The sequence below is a fragment of the Lentilactobacillus parakefiri genome (assembly GCF_002157585.1).
In the GTDB taxonomy this organism is placed as follows: domain Bacteria; phylum Bacillota; class Bacilli; order Lactobacillales; family Lactobacillaceae; genus Lentilactobacillus; species Lentilactobacillus parakefiri.
In genome coordinates this window covers 1-6,864 of sequence record NZ_BDGB01000003.1, presented here as the reverse complement: position 1 = coordinate 6,864, position 6,864 = coordinate 1, and the positions used below count along the sequence as shown (strand labels likewise).

General features: G+C 42.9%; 9 protein-coding genes. 6 read left to right on the top strand and 3 right to left on the bottom strand.

Translation table 11 applies throughout. The annotated features are described in order from the left end of the window. The coding region (locus LPKJCM_RS00345) for a transposase (protein WP_174658991.1) at window positions 1-337 on the top strand (337 nt) is incomplete at its 5' end. Window positions 338-347: 10 nt separating this feature from the next. Here the strand turns inward: LPKJCM_RS00345 and LPKJCM_RS00340 are convergent. Then, the gene (locus LPKJCM_RS00340) at window positions 348-1,187 is read right to left on the bottom strand and encodes an NAD(P)H-hydrate dehydratase (RefSeq protein WP_057963206.1); all 840 of its coding nucleotides are present in this window, start codon (window positions 1,185-1,187) and stop codon (window positions 348-350) included. A 125-nt stretch (window positions 1,188-1,312) separates the two neighbouring features. Here LPKJCM_RS00340 and pepV point away from each other — a divergent pair, with 125 nt between their 5' ends. Beyond that, window positions 1,313-2,716 carry a dipeptidase PepV gene (gene pepV / locus LPKJCM_RS00335; protein ID WP_057963205.1) on the top strand — a complete coding sequence of 468 codons (1,404 nt, stop codon included), beginning with the start codon at window positions 1,313-1,315 and terminating at the stop codon, window positions 2,714-2,716. 19 nt (window positions 2,717-2,735) lie between these two features. After that, a complete protein-coding gene (locus LPKJCM_RS00330) occupies window positions 2,736-3,209 on the top strand; it encodes a universal stress protein (RefSeq protein ID WP_057963204.1) in 474 nt (157 codons plus the stop codon). Window positions 3,210-3,288: 79 nt separating this feature from the next. Here LPKJCM_RS00330 and LPKJCM_RS00325 read toward each other — a convergent pair whose 3' ends face one another. After that, complete coding sequence (locus LPKJCM_RS00325; protein ID WP_057963203.1) at window positions 3,289-3,651, bottom strand: DUF3923 family protein; 363 nt, start codon at window positions 3,649-3,651, stop codon at window positions 3,289-3,291. A gap of 148 nt (window positions 3,652-3,799) precedes the next feature. Between LPKJCM_RS00325 and LPKJCM_RS00320 the strand changes: the two genes are divergently transcribed. Then, on the top strand, window positions 3,800-4,588 hold the full coding sequence (locus tag LPKJCM_RS00320) for a DUF1835 domain-containing protein (RefSeq protein ID WP_057963202.1): 789 nt from the start codon (window positions 3,800-3,802) through the stop codon (window positions 4,586-4,588). Between the two features lie 96 nt (window positions 4,589-4,684). Here LPKJCM_RS00320 and LPKJCM_RS00315 read toward each other — a convergent pair whose 3' ends face one another. Further along, window positions 4,685-5,338 carry a deoxynucleoside kinase gene (locus LPKJCM_RS00315; protein ID WP_057963201.1) on the bottom strand — a complete coding sequence of 218 codons (654 nt, stop codon included), beginning with the start codon at window positions 5,336-5,338 and terminating at the stop codon, window positions 4,685-4,687. A 154-nt stretch (window positions 5,339-5,492) separates the two neighbouring features. Here LPKJCM_RS00315 and LPKJCM_RS00310 point away from each other — a divergent pair, with 154 nt between their 5' ends. Continuing rightward, window positions 5,493-6,263 (top strand): Cof-type HAD-IIB family hydrolase, encoded by a 771-nt coding sequence (locus LPKJCM_RS00310; protein WP_057963200.1) that lies wholly within the window; start codon window positions 5,493-5,495, stop codon window positions 6,261-6,263. Between the two features lie 133 nt (window positions 6,264-6,396). Next, window positions 6,397-6,864 (top strand): transposase (locus LPKJCM_RS00305; RefSeq protein WP_133057538.1); only part of this gene is annotated, 468 nt, incomplete at its 3' end.

Genomic DNA, 6,864 nt, shown 5'->3' with positions numbered 1-6,864 from the left:
GAATTGGGAATCCCAAAAAGAATATATTCGTGAACAGCTTTCAAGCCCAGAGGGCCAGGCCATTTTCGCTAAGCGAAAACTTGAGGATGAGCCAGCCTTTGGTAACCTGAAGGCTAATTTGCGTTTCCGTAGATTATCGGTATGTGGATTAAGACAAGTCAATAATGAATTAGGAATTATCTTGATGGCAGCAAATATGAATAAATTGGCCAAAATGATGGCCAATTTAACTCATATTTTTGGTTGGATAGAAAAACTGAGCCGCATCTTCCAGAGAAAGTGGAAAATGCGGCTCAGTTTATTTATCGGCGGGACTTATGTCCCAGCCTCTTTGTGATTAAATTGGCTTATTTAGCCTGATGTTTATACATGAATTTCGGCAGTGCTTCACTGATTTGATGGGGCAGGACGACATATTGTTTCTCAGCTAATTTATCAGCGATGGCGCTGTGGGAATAAACGGCGGCTAAGACTGCTTTTTGGGGATCTTTGAACTGCGCGACAAACCCCCCAACCATGCCCGCCAACGTGTCACCCATGCCGCCAGTTGCTTGGGCAGGGGTACCACCAGTATTTTCGTAGACATGATTGTCCGCGTATACTTGGGTTCGATGTGATTTGATCACCACGATTGCGTGGCGCTGGTTAGCCGCTGCTTGGTTTTTTTCGGGTGTCTGGTCAGCAATTCTGATACCGGACACTCGCTGCCATTCCATTTGATGTGGCGTTAGAATGTTGACTGAATCCTTGGGTAGAGGCAAATTGTTGCTTGCAAGTAATGTCAATGCTGAGCCGTCAATGACTAACTTTTGCCCGCTTTCGACAAGGTGAAAGACCTTTGTCAGCAATGTCAGCGCACTGGGGTCAGTTCCGAGTCCTGGCCCAATCACGACGACATCTGCGCTTTTAATAATGGGTTCGGCCTGTTCGAATTGATTCCAATCGACGAACATGGCCTCCGGCAGCCAGTCGTGCAAAGGAGTTTGATTGCTGGGGTCCGTTATCGTGGTAACCAAGCCGGCACCGGAATAGACTGCTGCCAGTGAGGCCATAATAATCGCGCCGCCAAAGTTTTGGCTGCCGCCAATCAACACAATTTTACCGTAAGTGCCCTTAAAACTATTTGCCGGCCGTTTGCGAATAACGTCCGTTAAAATTTGATTTGTGATTTTTTTGACGTTTACCATTGTCAGATCTCCCATCCGATTCCGTATTCAGCTTAATTATAGCATTTCTGGGGTGGACCGATTACCAACGCCGGTTGAATAGTGTGATAAAATTAAACTATAAGAAATGGACAGGAGCGAGAAAAATGACAATTGATTGGAAAAAGCGTGCTCAAGATTACCAAGCTGATTATTTGAAGGACCTTAAGGAATTGATCAGTATCAATAGTGTTCGTGACGATGAGCACAAGACGGATGAATTTCCGCTGGGTGAAGGACCAACTAAAGCGATGCTCAAATTCTTATCATTCGGCGCACGCGATGGGTTCAAGACACAAAATATTGATAATATTGTCGGTTATATTGAATATGGCTCAGGCGACCAAACGATGGCCATGCAGGCACACGCTGACGTCATGCCCGCTGGCGATGGCTGGGAAACCAACCCGTTTGAAATGGTTGAAAAAAACGGCAGGGTGTATGGTCGTGGGACATCAGATGATAAGGGACCGGCACTGGCCGCCTATTATGGCCTAAAAATGTTGAAGGATAGTGGTATTGAGCCGAAAATGAAGATTCGCTTGATTATTGGAACCGATGAGGAAAGCGATTGGACCGGGATGAAGCATTATTTCGAAGTTGAGCCAGAGCCGACCTTTGGCTTTTCTCCGGATGCCGAATTCCCACTGATTAATGGCGAGAAGGGCAATGCCACTTATGTCACGAGCTTTGGCCATACAAATGGTTCGGATTTCACACTCAAAACGTTTGATTCCGGTTTGCGATTAAACATGGTTCCCGGGTCCGCTGACGCATTGGTTGAGGTTGGTGACAATGAAAACTTTGTGGATGGGTTCACCCAGTTTTTGGATCAAAACCCGATTGCCGGTGACGTTAAATCAACCGGTCAAGGGATTGCTTTGCACATTACCGGCAAGGCGGCTCACGCAATGGAACCTAAAAACGGTGTCAATGCCGGGACGTATCTTGCTAAGTTTTTGAACGAGTATCCATTCAAAGGGGCGGCTAAGGAATTTATCTCTTATCTGGCTGAGGACTTGCATGATGATTCACGTGCAAAAAAAATTGGGGCTGCACACGTTGATGACATCATGGGAGAATTAACCATGAACGTTGGGATTATGAAATTTGATATGAAGCAGGGCGGGAGCGTCAACACGAACTTCCGTTATCCAAAAGGGACTGACGATCAGAAGATTCTGGCGCACCTGCAACAAGCAGCCGACAAACTTCACGGGACAGTGAAGGAAATCAACAATATGGAGACGCATTATGTTGATCCAAGCGATCCCATTGTCGACACATTGATGCACGTTTATCAGGAGCAGACTGGTGACCTGGATTCCAAGCCGGAAGTCGTCGGCGGCGGCACTTATGCCCGCTTGATGAAGCGTGGTGTGGCGTTTGGGGCATTATTCCCTAACGCCCAAGACACCATGCATCAGGCAAATGAATTCCAACCGGTTGCTGATTTGATTAAGGCAATGGCAATTTATGGCCAATCTATTTATGAGTTGACGACTAAGTAAAGACATTGAGGTGGTTGACATGTTGGACTTTAATTATTTGAATATTCTAGTGGGAATTGATGGTTCAAAAACTGCCGCCAAGGCCGTTAGACAAGCAATTACTATTGCCGAGCATAATCATGCCAGACTGACAATTGTGGCGATTATCAACGACCGAGAGATTCTGGGTGTGTCTAAAGCCGCCTTAATTGGTTTTGGGAACGTTAATCAATCAACGATTGACGAAGTTAAATCCAGATTCCAACGGCTCGTTCATAAATATGAGTTGATGGCCAAAGACCATGGGCTTGATGTGAACGCCTTCGTGACATCCGGCGATCCCAAAAACCAATTGGCCCACGAGTTGGTTGATGAAGCGCATGTGGACGCAATTGTTGTTGGGGCCACTGGGGCAAATTTTGTTGATCGGATGACCATGGGATCAACGGCCGCCTTCGTGATTGCTCAGGCACCATGTGACGTTTTTGTGGTTCATCGAGATTCGCTCGTTTAAGTAGAGCGAAGACAAATAATGAAAAAAGAGGCGAACCGGTATTTCGAGAATACCTGGTTCGCCCTTTTGGTGTGGTGCTTCATTCAATTTTGGTTGGCTGATTTTTCTGCGGATTATTGACAATTAATCCCCAAATCCCAGGAACCACGTACAAGAAACTGCCTAACAGCCCTAGAACAATCAAAACGATCGGCCAGACATAGCTTTCATTGTGATGAAGTCGTTTAATGCCAAAGAAAGCAATGACTTGTTGGACGCCATATACCAACAAAAGGAAAATTGAAATCAATTGATAATCCCATGAGTTCTTCACTCCGGTTGCATCCGTTGTTCGTGTCAGCATAAAGATTGCCAACACCAAAACTACGATGGTGATGACCCACCAGACAATCCAGCCGCAGATTTGAGCGGCTGATAATTGATGTTGTTTGGTATTTTGCAAATCGACATCTCCTTTAATATTGTTAAATCAATCCTAACAAGCCTGATTTGATTCAGTCAAATAAAAGTTGCATCACGGCCACCAAAAAAGTTATACTTTTCGGAGCACGTCATTAGGAAATGACAATTTCGAAGGGTGAGGTTCGGTCATGATTGACATTGTATTCAGTGATAGTTTTGCATCGACATTAAAGTATTACTATCAGAAAAGGCATATTGAACGGCAGGTTTTGGCAATGCCAATGTACTCGAGTTTGGGTGACATTAGTGATTGCTCGTTTATTGAAAGCCGAAAAACCGTCTGCAAAATTCAATATGCTCATTATAAAGCCTCAGAACAGCTAACTGCCGAGGCAGTCGACACTTTACGGAAATCACTTCATGAATTGAGTCAAAACGCTCACGCAGGGGAATGCTTCCGAGTTTGGTGGAGCGAGAATTCTGATGATTATTGTGGCTTTTTATGGCTCTGTGACTATCTTAAGGATTTTTCAGTGAAAACAGTGACCATTAAGGTGCCCATGACTTTTGTCAGAGATGACCATTTGATGATCATTTCCCAGTTAGGCGAAATTAGTGAAGAAGACATTGACCAACTGGGCCTATTCTCACTTCAAAGCGGATTGTCCACTCAATCGCGAAGATCTTTCAGTTATTATTGGCGCGATCTGAGAAGCGAGAATCATCCGATTAGGACGGTGATCAATGGCAACATTATCGGCCAATCAATCGACTTCTACGATCGTTTCGTTCTTGCCAATTTGAGTCGCAGGCGATTTAGAAATATTATTCGGGTCATTGGAGAGACATTGGGTGATTATCCGTTTGCACCTGAGTGGTGGTATCGCCACCGGATTGATTACTTGGTATCAAAGGGAAGCGTCGACTATAAAAATGATCCCAATCGCAAAGTTGGGAAGATTAAATTATCCGACTAAAAATGGGGATGTTCGGCTGAAAAATCAACAGCTGAACGTCTCCATTTTAATTGATTATCGTTAGCATTATGCACATGCCGATGTAAAGAAGATCCGTTAAAGTGTTTCACTTTGAGGCTGACGAATCTTGGCCAATGCCTGATCGATTTGACCCAAGACAATGTCGATGTTTTTAGGGTCCGATAAGTCATACTTCTGCAGGTCAATTTTGATTTTAGGGCTGACATCGTACTCTTGGAACCATTTTTTGTATGCTGCCCACATCTTGAAGTAGTATTCTTGAAGTCCGGGATTGTCGTCAAACTGTTCGTAGTCACGACCGCGTTTTTTAATCCGGTGTTTGATGGTCTCAAAGTCGCTATCGGCATAAACAAGCAAATCTGGTGCCTTCTTAGGTAATTCATCAAGTTCTGCCATCATGTTGTTCAATAATTTGAGATAAACATCCAGCTCAGTATCGGAGATGTTTCCCTGAGCGTTATTTTCGCGGGTAAACAGCGCATCTTCATAGATCGAACGATCTAAAACATTATTATCGTCGCTGAGTGCCTGTTTGATCATCGAGAAGCGCTTATTTAAAAAGTAGATTTGAAGTAAGAATCCATATTGTTTTGGATTGGAGTAGTAGAGCGGTAAAACTGGGTTGTCGCCAACAGGTTCAAAAAACGCCTTTGTCCCTAAATGTTCAGCAATCTTTCCAGTTAAAGTGGTCTTTCCGACCCCAATCATTCCTGCAGTTATTATCACCATGGTAGCCCCTCTTTATAATAAAATGACAATATATAGTGTACCACAAAATGTGGTAACACAATATATATAATTTCAAGATTGTAAAGTTAAAATTGGGAATGCCCACCATATTAAGTAGTACAATATAGTTAACAAGCTAAAGGGAGGAAATTCAATGTATAAAGCGGTTGTATTTTTTGACTTAGACGGGACACTTTTTGATAACGAAAAAAATGTGTCTGATGAAAATGTCGCGGCAATCAATGAATTACGGGCAAATAATATTTTACCAGTCATTTCTACTGGTCGAAATATTTTTGAAATTCAGTATGTCATCGATGCCACCGGCATTAATTCATTAGTGAGCGCAAATGGTAGTTACGTCCAATACGAAGGCAAAAAATTAAAGGCAGAAAAAATTAGTGATGATGTGATTGAGGAAATTCTTGCTTTTGCCAAACAACAGGGAGACGTGATTTCTTTTTATAACAACAAAGAATTTGCTTTAACTTTCGAAAATGATATGACGAAGGTGAATTATCGTCTTCTGCGACTGACACCCCATGTCGATCCCGACTTCTACAAGCATAATGAAGTCAATTTCTTAAATGTCTTCAATTACGACAAAGACAAGCTCTACCAAGACAAATTCAAGGGTAAGCTATCTCTGGTTCGTAATAACCCGCGGTGTTTGGATACCATGAAGTGGGGCGTTTCCAAACAGACTGGTATTCAGGCTTTAATGAAGAAGTTGAACCTTGGCGACATTCCATCATACGCATTTGGTGATCAAATGAATGACCTGCAAATGTTTTCTGAAGTGAAATTTCCAATTGCAATGGGCAATGGTGTACCGGAAGTTAAAGAAAAGGCATCTTTCGTCACCAAGTCAAACATTAACGGTGGAATTGTGAATGGTTTAAAGCATTATGGACTGATTGATTAACTTATCGAACTGAAGATTGTTTTCGACCATCTAACAACGAAAGGCAACTGCTCCAAAATAGGAGCGGGCTATACTCCTTCTTGAGTAGACAAGCAAATAATTAAAGCTTGTTTACCTAGGAAGGAGTTTTTGTATGGGCCGAAAAGGGTCTAGATATACCTTAGAGGAAAAGCTCTTCTACATTGGTTTACTTCAAGACGGAACCGCAAACCCTCATCAAATAGAAAGTCAATATGGGGTTAAGCACGACCAAGTAAAACAGTGGTTAGAAAGGTATCAGATTAGAGGAGTTGATGGTCTTAAAAGAACCACAAAGCAACAATATTCAAAAGAATTCAAACTTGGCGTCATTCAGGAATATCTGGCCGGAGATACATCGTATTCAGAATTAACAAGAAAATACGAAGTTTCAAACGTTGGGGTTATCTCCCAATGGGTTTCCCGGTATACTAGTGGGAAATCACTAGATTCTAGTTCTACTAGGAGGAGACCCCGATTGAAGAATGGACGAAAAACCACCAAGCTTGAACGAATTGAGATTGCGGAATGGACAATTGCCCACGAAAAGCATTACACCGAAGCCGCCAATCATTTTGAAGTT